A 17,687-nucleotide genomic window follows, 5' to 3' on the forward strand; every position below is an offset into this window, starting at 1 on the left:
ACCAGTGCCAGAAACGTAAGGCCAGTTCTTCGGTGACGCTGTCGACGGTGGGTAATTGTATCGGTGGACTTATCAAGTAACTGTCATTGCCCGGGTAGTTACCATCCAGTACAGTTGCCGCACATTGGGTACCGCCATAGCATGAAGCTGGACCAACTACCGATGGAGTGCCTATTTGCCAGGAACCATTACTAACCGACCATATGCCAGGCCCGCTTTCAAAAGTTTCGGAAAATACTATTGTTGTAACACCTATACCATCTATATCAGTGGCAACACCAGACACATTACCTGCAGCATCTTTAAACCATACATGTACGAATGCTGTATCTCCTGATTGGTACACGCCACTAAGTTGATAGGCAACATTTGCGTTGAAACTGGTAGTAGAAGCTACCGACACCCAACCCGCGTCACCAGCTGCCGGCGCTGTCGGAGGTGTTACAGAGGTATTATCGACAACGAAATATCCTGTGACACCGACAGCATCGGTTGCGGAAATTTGTAAATTTACACTGGTGGCGTTCGTGCTTGACGCACCACCATCGATGAAATTATTTCCAGTGGTATTATCAGGCGGCGTAGTATCTGCACTCGCAATGGTATACACCGCTGTATTAAATGTTTCAGTATTTTGGTTGTTGTCCTGTGAAAAGTACTTCAATGTCGTTGTAGAAACGATATTGATTGGCTGACTATACACCAGCGAATTGATACCAGGATCAGAACCATCAACTGTGTAAAAAGTCGTCGCACAACCAACACCGGCCCCGTCGTCACAGGTCAATTCAACATCCACGCCTGACGCTGGATAAGAACCCGCGGGTGGGTTAGCAAAAGTGACTGGTGGCGTCGTATCCGGAACAGTAATCACATAGTTTTCGCTACTAACAGCACTTGTATTATCCAGCGTATCGGCAGCATAGAACTGCAATGTGGCATCTACGCTAATTGCAATTGGATTACTATAAACAAGCGCGGGAAAAGAACCGTCGACGGAATAGAAAATTGGGCCACACCCAACACCGCCACCATCATCACACGTTAGCTCGACATTTTGTGATGAGCCATACGTACCACCTTGAGGATTAGCGGATACATTTGGCGCTGTGGTATCAATTACATAATTTACATTATGGACAATTTCACTATTACCAGCCACGTCTACGGCAAAGAACTTCAAGGTCGTAGATACACTTATATCCAGTCGCTGCCCATACTGCAGAGAATTTATTGTTGGAGTGCTGCCATCTACGGTGTAATAAATATCAGCACAACCAGAACCATTGACTTCATCTATACATGACAATTCAACCGATTGCGCTACAGCGTATGCACCCGCTGGTACAGACGCTGATGACACCGGAGGTGTTGTGTCAATAACAGGTTTGTCAGTCTGGCCACACGGACTTGAAACAGCGCTAGCATCAGACTCATTGAGTGCAAGATCGAATGCCGTGACGTAATAGCAATATTCCGTACCAGGCTGAAGGTCGCCATCAATAAATGTTATTTGTGGCGCTCTGACTGAAGCGACCTTTTTATCTACATCACCACCACCATCGCGATACACCCAATAACCAAGCAGGTCTGTATCCGCTGGCGCCGTCCAGTCAACCTGGATCGATGTCTCACCTAATGAAGTAGCTGTGACATTAGTAGGTGCTGCAGGTGGACTATTATCGTCCTGATCCAGAGTGAGCGCACAAATTGCACTGGTTCTTGTAGATACATTACCGGCGCCATCGACAGCCTCAATGCTGTAGCAAAACTGGGTACCCGCAGGTAAGCCGTCGTGTCTAAACACCGGATATGGCACCGACGCTACTTCATCAGCACCGTTACCCCAATAAATATTATAACCGGCGACGCTAATGTTATCTGTCGATGAATCCCATACCACTACTATTTCAGATGAACTCGCTGGCAGTACCAGAACATTGGCCGGTTCGGTAGGAGACTGGACATCCATCTGGGTTAAGTCATCACCCAAATCAAACTGGATTATAATCTTACCTTCAAACCCTGTTACCGGATCACGCAAGGTTACGGTAATTTTATCGTCCTCAATTTTGACGCTCATGTGATCCAGCAGGCGATCAAAACCAGTGCCATTAGCGGCGAATTCTGATCCAATAAAATCAAATGCCTCATCAACTTCAAACTCTGTCAGAGCGATACCCAGTATCCCTTCCAAAGCATCCTTTAAAGCATCGATTTCATTTTTAGTCGGTGGATTTGGAATTTCGCCGTCACTTTCGAATTCGATTTCGATATCGCGACTTCTATGTTTAAACCAGTTGCGCGACGCAACATCCGTAATCGGATGCACATTGGCTATATTGGTTTTTTGTTTGGTAACGGATGGCAGTATACCGAATAGCGAATCAGCGCCATTTCGCTCCGCTCTAATGATAATTGGAGCATTCATATCAGCAATATCTGCAAACGTATAAACGCCCTCATCATTAGTTATTGTTTCTTTCGTCTTACCATCAACATCCTTGATTTTTACCGCCACACCGGCTAATGGTTGTCCTTCCGCTGCAGTTCCTCTCATTCCTGTACCGTCAATACCATCGTCTCCACCAGACGAACAACCAACGGTCATGAATATTAACAATGCTACCAGTAGTAAATATTTAACTCCGTTTAAACCTTTCATGGTTTAATCCCCTAATTATCGTTTTTGAAATAATAAATCCCTACACCTACGCGGCCTGTTTCTTCATCAGGCTCTGGTTTAACTGTGCGTTTCTTTTCTGCTAACCAACGATCAAAATCACGCAACAAATCGAGCGACTTGTCGTGGCTGTATTGTTTAAATTCCTCGATAACGCTTTCAGGTATGTCGCTATAGGTTACCTGGCGTTGAAAACGAGCGTCTTTTTCATCATGGGTAAGATTATGTACGGCTGTACTGAGTAAATCGGAAGTGTGTGTAGAAAGGACGTCAATTTTGGCGGGTTCACTTTTTCCTGGAATAAATCCATGATGTGTTAACCTCACGGTATCTTTATCCAGCTTGGTGACTGCACCAACGCGAATTAATTCATCCAGTATCGCGCGCGCAGTGATATCCCCACTATAGCGGGCCACGAGTTCTTCAAACGTGATCCCCTCCCCTCGCAACACCAAATCCCTGGGTTCGTTATTATCATCCAGAAAATCCCCATCCCGCAGCCAGCCACTGATCACTCGGTTCGCGCGATTCAATGGACCCTTTTCCGGTGGCGGTTGTTCTTCGTCAACCTGGGATAAGCGCACTACTTCCTTGCGGCTTAAACCGGTAAGAACAGCAACTCGGGAAAAGGTTTGTTTACGGTTGGGTATGGAAAAGTACTTATAGGCCACGTCCACGTAAGCGCGTTTTGCCAGTTCGGCAAACTCACTATGCGAAATCTCGTAACGAAGTAACATGCGCGCCATTGGTTGGAGCATTTTTGTCACCGCCTTAGCCAGTGTTATTTTTATACTTTCCATAGTACGGGATGGTATTCCCGCGAATTCTTTCTGTCAATAAATGGGATTATTGTCCCGTTTTTACTATTTGTCAATAAAAATGGGATTTCTGTCCCGTTTTTTTGACAAGTATCAATAGACAGAGTACGGATTTTACCGATTAATCGATAATTTCTATAATTTTCTTACTCATAAACGGTGAATTTTTAATCGTTATTGCCTATTAAGAACGCCAAGAGCACAATTTCCGCCAGCCGGGCTTAAAAAAAATTTAACGGTTTGGAAAATAAGATGAAAGCGATGACATTAACAACAGACCTGGAGCACGGATATGAACTATTAACTTCTGTAAGCCCCACTATTTACGCGTAGCAGTGGCACCAGCGAACGCAGAAGAGAAAAGTAGCCAGGTAAAAAACTTATATTTTAGAATCGCCAGTGTGACTATCTGAAGATACAAAATCGCAGCTTTATATATTGAACAGAAACGTTTTCAGGCTGCTTTATTGGTAGCGGTAATCACGCCGGGCAGTGGTTGATTTTCCGACTCATGCATATTTGCCCAACGCAACACTTCAAGTTGTCCATTTTTGTTTTCTACAATGGCGGTGCAGTTTTCCACCCAATCACCGGTATTAGCATAGGTAACACCATCAACATACTGTTACGGGTACTGGATCCCCTTGCATGAATGCAAAATCCGACTCACATGACTTCCATAGTCTTTGGGATAGTGAATTCAAGGATTCCTGCTGGCCATCGGCAATCCACTGCACAATTTCCCTTGCCACATTTGGATAATGAACCGGATTCAAACTCTGTTTTTGCAACCATGCATTTAATACTGCAGGATTAAGCGTGGATATAACATCAGCCCGCCTCAGAATTTTCAACGCGGCAGCATTCGATATCTGTTCCATTTGCCCATGCAATGGTTTGGTTAGTATTTTTTTTCCATATTGAATGGTTTCGCTCGCCAGCTCAAAACCGGAATTGGTAATCACACCTTCGCAGCTCGCAAGATCCGCCTGAAACTTTTCCCGGGATAGTGGACGCAAATGCATATGCCCTCTGTCTTCTGGTTCTGACATGTGGTGGTAAACATAAAACTCATAATTTTTTTCCGCTTCCAACCAGGCGCAAATATGCTTGATATTTTCAAATGGCAGATACACCAGAATTTTTCGAGCTTCTACAACAGGGTTTTTGAGTGGTGGCTCTATAATTGGCGGCAATATCGGATTATCAAAATGATACCAGTGTACGCCCAGAGAAATGCTCGCAGGCGCAAAATGTTTCATGATGGATCTGGCGATCCAGTTACTGCCTTCAATGGGAATATCGTAACTAAAGGCATATTGATGCCCAATTCCCAAAGAGTATTTGTTCTGCAAGCGCGCCGCCCAGGCTGTCACCGGTTCGAAATCGGAAATAACCAGGTCGTAGCCTCGCACATCAAGACTTCTAATTTCCTTACGTAGATTTAATAAATTATTGGTGAATGCAGTTTTTGCAAACTGGATCTGACCATTATGGGTAGCAAAGGTAAGGCCGCGATATGTTTTATAAGAACCGAATGGCTCCATATTAAAATATTCGTCTCTGGGCCGTCCTGAAAATATGAAGTCGACGTCTATGTTGGCCTTTTTCAGTTCGGTAGAGAGTGCCCGGGCTCTGGTGATATGTCCATTGCCCGTTCCCTGTACTCCAAATAATATACGCATGATTATAAGAGGGGGGTACCCAGAATGGCTAATGCGGCAAAGGCGCTGGTCAATCCCAGTATCATGCCGGCAAGGATGTCAGTGGGAAAATGCACGCCGAGCAGTACTCTCGAACTACCTATCATTGTTGCGAGCAGGTAGGCCGGAAATGTGTAAGGCGGATAGTAATAGCTAATCATCGTGGCCATTACAAAGGCAGCCGCGGTATGACCGGACGGAAAGCTAAACTTGTCTGAAGGTACCAGATAAGCAACGAATTCCTGTATTACATCGTTAGGACGCTGACGCTTGATGGAATTCTTCAGCAGCAAGTAGAAAGGCAATTCAAATGCAAATCCTAATAGCGCGCAAAGAAAGAAGGCTTCTCCATGCACCGGCTCCAGCCATAGCAAAAGCAAGCCAAAGATAAGATAGTAAACGCCATCGCCCAGACGGGAAATCCAGCGACTGATCCTGGCTACTTGTTCAGCATGCTTTCTCGACAAGCACCATTTGAACGCTACAATATCGTAGCGAGTGATTTTATCCAGTAATATAGCCATAATGGGTTAAACAATTTCATAACCGTTTAACAAATTATCGGCTGGCTATATGACAGTTTTGTAAAAGTTATATGAAACTTTTTTGACCGCACTCTAATCAGGCGTTAAAGGGAAATGCTAACGCTTAAAATCAAGGCTGTTGTTTTCTATTCGCGCTTTAATTTCATCCCATAAGGCCTGATAGGCTTTGGCCGCCACTCCGTTGGGAGAAAAACTGCCAATGGGAGTACGATGTATTCCCATTTTCTCCACTTCGCTGGAGTAAGGTATCCAGTTTTTTAGTATTGGCTCGGGAGTTTTTGGTGGATTCCTTAAAACTACGCGATGCATTTCCTTACGCTTATCAACCATTGAGAAAAATGGAATGACTCGCATGTCAGTAATGTCATTTTTATTACAAAATCGCAATAATTGACTCAAAGTACGGAGTGATAAGGTTGTGGGAATAGTCGGCACCAGCACTATATCGGCAGCGTGGAGGATACTTTCCGATGTTAGAGTAATACTTGGCGCACAATCCAGAAAAATATAATCGTATTGTGTTACGAGTGAATTTAATATCTTGCGGATGCGTCGATATGGTTTATTGGTATCTTCCAATAATAAATCCAGATTACGGTATGAAAAATCAGCGGGCAATAAATCCAGGTTATTGAAATCTGTACCTTTGATTGCATCCTCCAGGGCATTCTTTTTAGTCAACAAGCGGCGCCCACCGCCTTTTACTTTCGGCTTGATCCGATAATAAAAACTGGCTGCGCCCTGGGGATCCAGGTCCCAGATCAGGGTGTAGTAGCCTTCTTGTGCGCAAAGATACGCAAGATTAACAACGCTGGCAGTCTTACCAACACCACCCTTTATATTGTAACTGCTGATTATATGCATTGAGCTATTTCATGAATTTATTGTTCGGATCTAAATAACTGTCTAAATTCCCGTTTCACTGCTTTATCACTGAATTTTTCAAACTGCCTGGCAAATTTAGCTCGCTCTTTAAATTGTAATTCTTCCAGGTGTTCTACCAGCGCGGCCATCGCATCCCCAGTATCCCTGGTGAAGAATTTTTGCTTTTCTAACTCCACGGATAACTCTTTCAGTTTTTCTGATTGCACATGGAGATCATTGTACGCACCCAGGTTATCCTGCAATTTTTTCATATCACCAACCAGCTGCTTTATCAGCTTAGGTTTATACAGGCTTTGAAATAATTCAATAAGATAACGGAGCTTTTTACAGGTGATGCGTAACTCGTGTAAATCTTCCGCAGGCGAATTGTCTTTTATTACTATCCCTTCTTTCATTAGACGCCTGTAGACTTTCCAGATCCGCTCATCCGCGACAGCTTTGACCGGTCTTTCCGCATTAGCCAGTTTTGCATCCTGTGGTAAAGAGGCATCAAGGAACGCTCGGTAAGCCGTCATAAATGTCTGGTAACGTTGGGAGCTTAGCGTTCGTATAAGCGATCTATAGGCCTGCCGCTTTTTCTTATCCAGTAGCTTGTACAGGGGATCTATATGATCCCGCAACTCCGCGGGTAACATGCTGCGGTAATCTTCAAATTTTAACAGGTATACATCCATGTCACGCGCGGGACTGGTGATTGTACCGAGCCAGGTGAAATTGCTTTGATGTTTTTCCAGGTCCTGTTCCGGGAAAATCCCTTTTACCTGTTTAAACGCGGAGCGTGTTTTACGAATGGCGACCCGATAGTCATGTAGAAATTCAGAATCAACATCGTCACATATACCCCACTCATTGGCTTCCATAATATCTAACATTTCTCTAAGCAAGATTTTGGTCGCCACATCACAGCGCATGTCTGGCGTGAGCTCAATATGACTTTTAATAGAATAATCCGCTGGCTGCCGATCGAGAGCATTTAGCGCTGTTATCAATATTTCCTTATCGGCTTTATCCAGGCTCCATTCGCGCTTTATAAATTCAAGCGCTCGTCGATGAGGATTAGCATAGCCTCTTACTGGAATAACCTGGATACGCTTTTCTAAACGCCTGTATGAATCAGTGTCCGGATCATAAACCTGATACTCATCCAGCATGATACGAGAAACGGTTTTTTGATCCGTGTTCAATCCAGCGAGATGCTGACGTTTCACCAGCAAATACACCTGTGGAATTAAAGCACGCATCTTTAGAATTTTGCACAACTGATTCTTTAAGTCACCATCAGGAAGTTTCCAGGGAAAATCAACTTCTCCATTGACATTCTCCGAGTAGAGGCATTCCCCTGAATTCAACCTGCGTAAAAACAGCTGAGTGGATTTATCCTGCTCAACCGCATCCAGAGCTACGCCCTTACGAAATAGACGCCAGTCAAAAGAATCCAGACAACTGATTTCCAGGTGTTCGCCCGGTTGATCTGTATAGTTGAGTTTTTGCTTCAGGATGGATTTAACTTTGCCAAACGCCAGAGACACTGGAAGGATAAATTCAGTTGACGGTGTATGCATAATTCTAAAATACAGTTTTACATCCGTACTGCTACGGATCGCATGTTTATTTGCTGCTTATTTATTGTTCTAGCTGTTCGCGATGTACCGGATGCGCAACAGACAGGCGAGCGTGTTAACCTGCCTGATACCAGAACTTTGTCACAAACGGAAAAAAAAATAAAATATTACAGAAATTTATAATGCTTTATAGAGAACGTCACTAATAGAAGGAAATGCTTATAGAATGGAGAACGTGAACAATTTTTGACGGCCGCTAACACTGGCACATTCGATTAACAGGATTAATTAATAGAGTTCGTCTATCAAAATGGGCTTTTCAATGGCGTATCCCTGCGCATAATCTACCCCCAGCTCCCTGATTTTAAAAAGCGTCGCCTCATCTTCTACACACTCAGCAACAATCTTCTTACCCATAAAATGACCAATTTCGGAAATAGATTTCACCACTGCCATGTCATTATTGTTCTCCAGTATGTCTCTAACAAATGCACCATCGATTTTCAGATAATCAATGGGCAAGTTTTTCAAATAGGCATAGGAGGACATACCACTACCAAAATCATCCAGAGAAAACTTACAACCTGTTTCTTTTACACACTCAATAAACTCGGCCGCGTCAGAAAGATTAGCTATTCCTGCAGTCTCCGTTATTTCAAAACAAATTTTTTCTGCCGGAACACCAGTCATACGAATCTGATCATCGATAAAGTCAATAAGTGTTAAATCCTGCAATGAACGACCGGATAAATTAATAGAAAAACCTTCCAGGTCGTTTAGTATCGTGGGATGATCTGCCATCCAGTTCAGGGAATGTTCGATAACCCAACGATCAATTTCTGCAGCCCGATTGTACCATTCACCCGCTTCGATAAATTCCTGGACTGAAATTTCTTTGCCCTCTTCATCCCGCAACGTTAAGAGAATTTCATAGTGATTTTTTGCATTTTCAATTTGTTGGACAGGCATTATTTTCTGGCAACGTAGCTGTAATAAATCCTGCTCCAGCGCTGAATCAATCTCGGAAATCCATTTAATAAGTTTGTTGCGATGTGACAGCTTGGCATGCCCTGTATGATACAGTTGCATACGTCCACCGCCGATATCTTTAGCAATCCCACAACTGGATTCTGCCGCTTGTAACAAACTGGAAGTATTTTCCCAGCTCCTGGTGACAGGCACCATACCAAGACTAATAGATATTGAAATTGGCTTGTCATTCCATATAAAGCGGTGCTCGGAAGCTGCCTGTATCTTTTGCTCGGCGATATCCAGAGCATCTTCCAGAGAACAGTCATATAAAAGCAGGCCAAATTCATCACTACCCAGGCGAGCAAGCACTGATTTATGCTCAAGCTGACTATTGATAAGCTCCGCTACTTCAACCAGGAGTTTGTCGCCGCCTTCATAACCGCAGGTATTATTGAGCACCTGAAACTGGTCTATATCGATAAAAAACAGCGCGTGTTTGGCATCGGTGCATCTCGAGTGAGTCAACGCCTTGCCCAGTTCTTTTTCAAACTCCCGTCGGTTAATCAGTCCAGTCAGCTGATCGTGGATTGTCTGGTGGTACAACTTTTGATGGAGTTGTTCCAGCATGTTGTATTGCGCCCTGTCCATAGCGGGCTCGTCGGCATTATCCAGGACGATCGCCGTACCATCATGCATTTCCGAAACCAGGTCATACAATTTGACAATTCGTTCCCGCTTACCCATCACGTTAACAAAGATATAACGTTCCGTATTGGCTGCAATCCATGCCAGTCGTAAACGACGCGGCTTTTCCGCGTGCACATCAAACACCATCCATGCACCCTCTTTCAAACGCCGTGCTTTCTTTTCCCATTCACGCCAGTCTTCATCGGGAGCATCAACATGCTCAGGTTCTTCCCGCGGAGCAGCCGCTCCAGCATCAAGTAATGCCTGTTCTTCACGCTTACTGGTTTCAATAACCTGCTGGATGTTGTCTTCATAGTTCCTGTTCTGCACATTAAGCAACAGGTCCAGTTGTTTTTCTGCGCGGGAAAATACTTCAGCGGATTCATCAAACTCGGTATTGATAAGATTGACCAACCAGTCGAGCGCTCGCTTTACGAGTACTTGCTGTGCCGCATCACCATCCTGGGCAAGAATTTCCAGATCAGCGATTTTGTTAACAACCTGGCGTACATAGTGTTCCCGATCCAGAAATATGGAATCGTCAAGCATCGCAATTTTTAATACTGGCAATTCCAGACGCTTAATCCACATTCGCACCTTGTCCGCGAGCTGCATATCTGCCATCAGGGAATGAAACACATGCCCAGCCACATCAATGATCTGACTTTCACGAGCGCCAATGTTTTTCGTTTCTCCTGATTGATCGTTCGCGGCAAGCATTTCAACTACCCTGGCTTTAAATTCATCCGGGCTTTCGTCAAGTGATATTGGCTGATCAACAGAGGGCTGCAACTTTGACAACGCTTTCAAAACATCGTCGGGGCTGTAAGGCACCAGAGAATTTTGACTTACAGAGGTATTATCCTGCCCGGAAGGCAATAGTGTCGCGGGGCCAGGTGACATGCCAGAATTGTCAGTCGCACCAACCTGACTACTCAATTGCTGCTGCAGGTTTTTGAGATCTCCCACCAGCTGATACAGGTCCTGTACCGAACCCAGTTCTTTCGCCAGGCGCAGGCTATCTTCATCCAGGGCATCAGCAGACTGGGCAGAGGATTTCTTCAATAACGCATTTTGATTTTCTTCTAATTTTGCATCTTCAACAGGACTGCCGGGCACCCTATCGTCCTGTTGCAATGGTGCATTATCCTGCGTGGATTGAACCTTGCTCTCTGGTTTTTCCGACGCCTGATTTGCCACATTAACACTATATTGAATTGTTGGCAGAATATTATTATCGATGAGCTTTTGATTAAGCTCGTCATACAAACCGCCCAGCTCTTTCATTAACACGTTTTCAAAAAACTTGTAGCACAACACATTGGTAACATGACCCAACTGAAGTTTCTTGATAGTTTCCTGGAAAGTGTGGGAAATCAGATACGGCCCATATAGATTATTTTCCTTGTGGATATCGGCCGCCCATATAACACTGAGACGTTTATCAAGATCAAGTAATTGCCGGCGGTAATGGGTATCTATATTGTCAACGGCCACTGTATCAGCCAGCCATTCATCAAATACATCCTCTTCCATTAATGAAAGTGTTATTTCACCATCTGATGGAGTATCTATGGCAGGACTGGCGTGCAGGTCTTTTTCCGGAGTGTAATTGTTAAGTGACTCGCTAACCGCGTCTTCAAAACTGTTTCTCAGTTTATCCTGGTTAATACTCAGTTTGTCCCGGGCATCAAAATAGGCATTTTGTTTTTTCGCATCACGCTCTTCTTTCGCGGAATTAAATAAATGTTCATTGATATCATTTAAAAACAGGTTCAATAGCCTGAGCAAATGACCCTTGAAGATATTATTGCAGCGCTCAATGAGGTCCTGGTCCTTTTCACCAGGTGTTTGCTGTGGAACCGGCTGCGCTACTTCTGTCGCCGTCTTATTATCACTGCGTTGACGATGCGTTTCTCTATATTCTTCAGTTAGCTTCTGCAGGAACAGCAATACTTCAAGATCCGGATTTATGAAGCTAAGCCCGGCGCTATTTTTTACTGGGTGCACAATACGACATTGTATAATCAATGGTTTGTTGTTCTCAGTTCCCGGTACCAGACACTGTATCCTGGCTATGTCATTTGGTTTTGGTGTGTAGTGGCATTCAGCACCGGCTTGCGTTCCTCGCTGTTCATCTAGCGTGACGTAAAAACCTCCCACACAGAAGTTTCTAATTGTGCAGTGGCAACCAGAACTGGATCCTTCCGGCTGAATAAAGGCCTTAAGCAAAATCGGATAGCGTTTGAATGCGCGTTTTTCGAGATGCTGGTTGTCTGTATGCTGTTGAATATGCTGAGGATTTGCCATAACGCTCTTAATAAACCAATAATTTGTAAGGTGTGGAATACCCTTCATTTTTATCGGCAAACTACAGAAAATGTTCAGTCGATATCGGCTGATTCGCTTGAAATTAGTCAGCAGAACAGGGCGAATTTGAAAAATAATGCAGCAACGGGAATAATTGATTTCCACTAACGGCTAGCCTCAGAAATGCGCGAGTTCTCATTTCCCCACATTCATCTATAGTGAAGAAAGTTGCTCGCTGTGAAAAAGTCATCTATAAAATAGAGCTTTTTACCTTTAATACAATCAGTTACAAGATTCACTATTTCATTTTCCAGCATTTCTTATCCTGTCGCCCTACCCCTATATATGTTTTTTTTAATTGAACATACAGTTCATTTCTGATTTACTGAATACACTAGTTAGCTCTTTAAAGAGCGGGACGTGGGGTCAAGCTAGTTAATTTGCTGGTTGTGGTTGGAGTCCGTATGGCTGTAGTAGACAAGTTCGCGCGCGCGTCGCAATTTTTTCGTTCCCTGACACTATTTAATTTTGCTCACCAATATCCAAAAATCTACCTGGTAACCGTTACGGCCACTGCGCTGTTCGGATACCTGTACTTATTAATGTTTCCGGTCGGTGCAGTAGTTGGTATCTATCAAGTTTATCTAACTGTCACAACACCTGTTGCAGATCAAAGCTTGCTGGCTGTATTGAGCTGGACATCGGTCAGTTTATTATGCGCCGGCATCACCCATGGGATTGCGACCGTTCGCTTCAAAAACCCGGAAGGCATTTCTTTGCAACCGGAAAAAGCACAGCTAATTTTTAACAAGCTCAATGAAATAAATGAAGAATATAAATGGCCAAAATTCCAGAAAGTAATCTTGACCCGGCGTTTTGAACTAAACATTATTAAGACTCCAATATTGGGAATGCCGTTCTGGTCGAGTAACACCCTGGTGATAGGCTATCCCTTTATGCAAACACTCTCGCCGGAATACTTCGATTGTGCGCTTACTCGAAAAATATTGCAGTACTCAAAACGAAGAAATCTGTTTTATAACTGGCTGAGCTTCTTACGTGCTACCTGGTTACTCTATCCAGAAGCCTTCAAACGACGTAACCTGGTTGGCGACCAGCTTGGTTATTGGTTCTTTCGCATTTATGGGAATTTCTATCGTTACCTGGCGATTTATGTTACGCAAAAAGACGAATTATGTGCTGACAGCCTTGCCTTGAATAATCTAAACGATCGGGATGTTTTCAAAACAGCAGAAACCATTCGCCTGGTACAGTTTTTTCTTAACCAGCATTACTGGCCGAAACTTGGGGAGCTACTCTCGCGAAATACCGTGACACCAGAGCAAATCAAACCTTATGAATACCTGCCTAAGTCTAACTTCCAGATGTTGAACAGTTCACAGGTCAATCATTGGTTGAAAATCCTTTCTATGGAGACCAGTTGTACAGGGAGTCACGAAGCGCCGTTTGCCAAACGGATGGATGTAATGGGTTATGGAAAAATGTATGCCCCCAGTGCATTTGAGACCACTGCAGCTCAGTATTATTTCGGGCCGGTTAATCCTCAACTTGTCAAGAGTATGAATAACCTGTGGACATCGCATATTAAGAAAGAACTGCAACAAATGCGTCAAAACAAAAAGCACAGGAGAATGGCAACTGCCAGCCAGCGGTTGAGCGTAGCTTTTTAAGATATCCAGATTAGATCGCGCTCCAATTTCGTCTGCATATGTCGTATATAGAATTTGCTTATGCCGTAGTGCTGTTCAAAACAAGTTGCCGTGTTGGTAATTTTCACATTTATCACCTGTGAAAATTATCTCGTTTACATATCAATTTCATAAAGATCGTCTAAAATCACTAGATCCCGCACCGATAAAGTCATAATTCGACGCTAACCGCATCGAACTCTATTTGAAAGGAATGCGGTAACACGTAGTTTATTCGTTAACGCCTGGTGGCCATGAAATGGTGGCGCCAGATAATATAAGTTAGACTTCCCCCTTTTCATATACGCATTGAGGATCCCATGAGTCAATCTAAAGTATTTGGTGGCGTAATTGTAGTTGTCGTATTAGCGTTAGTTGGATATGTCGGTTATTTCAAAATCGACTGGAATAAGTCAGCTTCCTCGGAAACCCCACAGGCTGACGCCGGACAATCCCGCGAAATTCTTACCTATGTCCCTGCTGATACCCTGTTCTTTATTGGCGGTTTGGAACCCGTACCATTCCAGCACGCTGTCGATATGATGGCACCGGGAAGCGGCTGGCTGAAACACGCAAACTGGTCACAACAATTAACCGATGAAGAAAAAGCGAAAATGCCGCCAGCGGGATTGATGATCACCAGCCTGATTAGCGAGTATATGCTCATCATGCAGGACCCAGCCACTGCTGCGAGTAAACTGGGCATAGGCGACAAATTTGATACCGTAGCTTATACCGTCGGATTTATCCCGGTAATGCGCATCAAACTGGCGGATTCGGCTATTTTTAATGCATTGATCGACCAGGCAGAAACCAGGATAGGCATCAAATCTAACAAACAAACTATGGGTGACATCTCGCTGCGGTCCTATAGCTTTGACAAACCTGGCGCCGAGAAACCTTCTGATGCAAATCTAGTTATCGGCACTGACCAGCAATACGCGGTGATTTCTATTTCTTCCAGAATCGAAGGTGACAAGGCACACAATGTCATTGTGGGGTCAGATAAACCGAGCCAGTCACTGGCCAATCTCACCGTACTTCAGGATATAAAAAACAAGTATAACTTTCACCCTGCGTATGTCAGCTACATTAACCACAAAGAAATCATGAAGGGTTTGACTGGTGAAGGTAACAACGAATTCGGCCGAATGCTGGATGCCGCTATTGCGATGGCAGAAGAAGCCAGGGCTGAAGCAGCAGCAAACCAGGCGAACCAGGAAGGACTACCGGCTAATCCGGAACAACAATCTCCCAGTCAGACAGCAAAAAATGAAAATCCATTAGATGCTATTCGTACTGAAGCCTGCCGCAAAGAACTCATGATAATGGTGGAATCCTGGCCGCAAACTGTTATGGGTTACACCAAAATGGATCTGGATAGCAAACCAAAAGTCATGGAAGCACGCATGTTGGTGGAAAGCACCGATGCAGCATTCATGCAGGAAATGCAAAAGATTCGTGGCTTTATACCCGCAAGTTTACAGGATGTTAGTCAAAATCCCATATTCGCGTTTGGCCTTGGATTGAATATTGATGCAGTCTCGCCGTTTATCGTCAAAACCATTCAGGATTTCACGTCTAAAGAGTATCAATGCGAATTTCTTGCCGAGGCCAAAATGGGTTTACTACAGTCTAATCCCGCCATGGCGCTGGGAATGATGTCTGGCATGGTGGCTGGTTTGCAGGGAATCTCTGCAACCATTCTGGATATTGATGGCAACTTTGATTTCAGCCAACAAGGCACACCACCCGACATTAAAAGTATCGACGCAATTATTACGATCTCTTCGGCGAATCCTCAACAGTTATTAATGATGGCGGCAAATATGCAACCCGGCATGCCGCCGTTACAATTACCACCCGACGGCACACCTGTTGATTTTCCGGCACCAATTCCCATGGCTAACGGTGAACCTGTTAAACTGGCGCTAAAAGGAAACCATATCGTTGCTTATGTAGGAACAAAGTCTGCGCAGCTTGCAGATAGCCTGGCAAAAACCAGGTTACAGGCAAATGGCCTGTTTGCCTTTAATCTGGACTTCGGTAAATATATGAAGATGATTGCCAACATGGCAGAGAATGCGCCACCGGCTGATGGCACCAAACCAACTGCCATGACGCATCAGGAAAAAGAAATGATCAAGGCAATGAGCAGTATGAACATGCAAATTGTAGAATCGTTTGACATCGATCCTAATGGTGTTGCGTTTGATGTAAAAATGATGATGGAATAAAAACAGCTATTAACTAAAAACTCGGATGACAGAACAAACTGGCCAATAGTCACTATTGGCCAGTTTTTTTATGATACCTGCCTGTATTTCGGCTTGTGATACCCAGGAAATTTCTCATAGCAACAGTTTATATAGCGTCGATTACATTAATGTGTAACTATCGTTACGGTCATGTGACAAAATGAGTTGCGCAGATAACTGCAAGGTGGGACAAAAACTATTTGCAAAAAGACTCCGTACTTAAACAAACCAGCTTCATATCGCTGGTGTTTCATCTTCTGATTGTGAATTTTCAGGCAAAGTAAAATAAAATGTAGCACCTTTTTGATCCTTGGCGTTTACCCATACCTTGCCACCATGTCGATTGACGACTCGCTGTACGCTTGCCAGGCCAATACCCGTACCATCAAACTCTTCGCGCGTATGTAGCCGTTGAAAGATACCAAATATTTTATCCGCATATTTAATATCAAAACCGACACCATTATCTTTAACAAAGTATGCTGGTTCTTCTTTATTATTAATGACACCAATTTGTATTTTTGGGTTATCGCATTCCCTGGTGAATTTCCAGGAATTGCTGAGCAAGTTGTGTAAAACGATCCTTAATAAGCGAAGATCACCTTTGGCATGCATATTTTGCTGAATGTCGATATTCACTTTTCGATCCGGCTCGGAAGACTGCAAACCATGCAAACATTCTTCCGCCAAAGCACTTAAATTAATATCGTTGTATTCGATATTGATACGAGTAATACGCGATAGTTCCAGTATGTCGTCAATCAACTCCGCCATAAATTTACCGGCATTAATGATTCGGTGCAGGGAGTCTTGTTCCTGTTCATTTAATTTTTTATCCGCATCTTCCAGCAATATCTGGCTGAAAGCGGTAATCGTTCGTAGCGGCCCGCGCAAGTCATGCGCAATGGAATAACTGTAAGATTCAAGCTCCCGATTTGAGTCTTCCAGTTCTCTGGCACGTTGATCCAGTAGAAATGAATTTCTCAACGCTCGCCAGTATTCACCGTTTAATCGTCGGGCTACGAGTATAAGAAAAATACCATACAGGCCAAACATCAACATAATTGCCAGAGAATGCTGTGTATTTAGATAGGCCGTCATTACAATCGATGGGCATAGAAGCAGCAACAGAAAACTGGTAACAAGAAACTGATAGATAGATATCGTAATAACGGCTACTGCAGCAATTCCCGCAATGACCAACAATATCAGCATCGCTGTCCATTCCAGCTGATAATGAGTCACCGAAAACATGCATAGCAGACCCCAGGATGCAGCCAGCATGATACTGGCAATAACAAAAACCAGGCGCCATTTACCCGGATTTGCTGGGTACCACTTATCGAATCGCATGACAAGTAAAGTACGAGTCAACGCAGATACTGCGATTACCGTACCGAGTAAAATTATTTCAAGGAAATGGTCAGCTACAATAGAAGTGAACGTCAGTATTATGCTGAACACCAACATGTACAGCAATGGCGCCCAGCGGGTGCGCTGAGCAAGATCTTTATCAGCGTGCGACAACAACTCTTTATTCATTTATGCTAATTCA

At 43.9% G+C, this 17,687-nt stretch carries 11 protein-coding genes; 2 read left to right on the forward strand and 9 right to left on the reverse strand.

From position 1 onward, the window contains the following. The 8 genes from ACWVCM_RS03195 to ACWVCM_RS03230 all read right to left on the reverse strand — a co-directional run. Positions 1-2,665, reverse strand: a 2,665-nt coding sequence (locus ACWVCM_RS03195; RefSeq protein ID WP_455200262.1) for a chitobiase/beta-hexosaminidase C-terminal domain-containing protein, incomplete at its 3' end; no start/stop codon positions are given. A gap of 11 nt (positions 2,666-2,676) precedes the next feature. Continuing rightward, positions 2,677-3,483, reverse strand: a complete 807-nt coding sequence (locus ACWVCM_RS03200) for a DUF6502 family protein (RefSeq protein WP_455200263.1) — start codon at positions 3,481-3,483, stop codon at positions 2,677-2,679. Positions 3,484-3,955: 472 nt separating this feature from the next. After that, entirely contained in the window at positions 3,956-4,084 is a 129-nt protein-coding gene (locus ACWVCM_RS03205) for a hypothetical protein (protein WP_455200264.1), read from the reverse strand. A gap of 31 nt (positions 4,085-4,115) precedes the next feature. Beyond that, complete coding sequence (locus ACWVCM_RS03210) at positions 4,116-5,186, reverse strand: MJ1255/VC2487 family glycosyltransferase (RefSeq protein WP_455200265.1); 1,071 nt, start codon at positions 5,184-5,186, stop codon at positions 4,116-4,118. Between the two features lie 2 nt (positions 5,187-5,188). Further along, positions 5,189-5,728: a phosphatase PAP2 family protein gene (locus ACWVCM_RS03215; protein ID WP_455200266.1), complete on the reverse strand. Its 540-nt coding sequence runs from the start codon at positions 5,726-5,728 to the stop codon at positions 5,189-5,191. A gap of 117 nt (positions 5,729-5,845) precedes the next feature. Continuing rightward, on the reverse strand, positions 5,846-6,613 hold the full coding sequence (locus tag ACWVCM_RS03220) for a ParA family protein (protein ID WP_455200267.1): 768 nt from the start codon (positions 6,611-6,613) through the stop codon (positions 5,846-5,848). Positions 6,614-6,630: 17 nt separating this feature from the next. Continuing rightward, positions 6,631-8,196 carry a CHAD domain-containing protein gene (locus ACWVCM_RS03225; RefSeq protein ID WP_455200268.1) on the reverse strand — a complete coding sequence of 522 codons (1,566 nt, stop codon included), beginning with the start codon at positions 8,194-8,196 and terminating at the stop codon, positions 6,631-6,633. 288 nt (positions 8,197-8,484) lie between these two features. Continuing rightward, positions 8,485-12,165, reverse strand: a complete 3,681-nt coding sequence (locus ACWVCM_RS03230; protein ID WP_455200269.1) for a DUF1631 family protein — start codon at positions 12,163-12,165, stop codon at positions 8,485-8,487. Between the two features lie 464 nt (positions 12,166-12,629). Between ACWVCM_RS03230 and ACWVCM_RS03235 the strand changes: the two genes are divergently transcribed. After that, positions 12,630-13,856: a hypothetical protein gene (locus tag ACWVCM_RS03235; protein WP_455200270.1), complete on the forward strand. Its 1,227-nt coding sequence runs from the start codon at positions 12,630-12,632 to the stop codon at positions 13,854-13,856. A 338-nt stretch (positions 13,857-14,194) separates the two neighbouring features. Further along, positions 14,195-16,111 carry a hypothetical protein gene (locus ACWVCM_RS03240; RefSeq protein ID WP_455200271.1) on the forward strand — a complete coding sequence of 639 codons (1,917 nt, stop codon included), beginning with the start codon at positions 14,195-14,197 and terminating at the stop codon, positions 16,109-16,111. Between the two features lie 255 nt (positions 16,112-16,366). On the opposite strand, the gene ACWVCM_RS03245 is transcribed toward ACWVCM_RS03240, so the two are convergent. Continuing rightward, positions 16,367-17,674 carry a sensor histidine kinase gene (locus ACWVCM_RS03245; protein ID WP_455200272.1) on the reverse strand — a complete coding sequence of 436 codons (1,308 nt, stop codon included), beginning with the start codon at positions 17,672-17,674 and terminating at the stop codon, positions 16,367-16,369. Positions 17,675-17,687 lie beyond the last annotated feature (13 nt).

This window comes from Kaarinaea lacus (assembly GCF_975902315.1).